1 protein-coding gene is annotated in these 351 nt (G+C 66.7%); it reads left to right on the top strand.

All coding sequences use genetic code 11. The features are described from left to right. Positions 1-351, top strand: a 351-nt coding sequence (locus OR16_RS38850) for a hypothetical protein (RefSeq protein ID WP_006164941.1), incomplete at both ends; no start/stop codon positions are given.

The following is a 351-nucleotide window of genomic DNA, read 5'->3' as shown; positions in this document are numbered from 1 at the left end:
CAACAGCCCGGCCACCGCCGTGCTGGCCGGCGTCACGCCCGACAGCCTGCTGGCGCAGCTGCCGGCCGACCTGCGCCCCGGCAAGGTCAGCTTCTACTACGACCCTACACCAAGGCAAAAGCTCCAGCAAGCCGCGCTGCAACAGACCGGCCAAGCCAGCTTCGTGAGCGGCCTGGCCTGGGACAGCCAGAACCAGCTCTCGGTCACGGACCAGGAAAAGCTGAGCCTCTACAAGAACGCCGCGGACTACGCCAAGGCGCACAACATCGCGCTAGGCACGGCGCTGACGCAGACGCAGGTCAACGAGCTAGACAAGCCCCTGCTCTGGTACGTGCAACAGGCGGTGCCCGA

Origin of the sequence: Cupriavidus basilensis OR16, from assembly GCF_000243095.1 — a bacterium.
Lineage (GTDB): Bacteria > Pseudomonadota > Gammaproteobacteria > Burkholderiales > Burkholderiaceae > Cupriavidus > Cupriavidus basilensis_D.
Note: the sequence above shows the minus strand (reverse complement) of the source record. Positions and strands in the feature narration are given on the sequence as shown.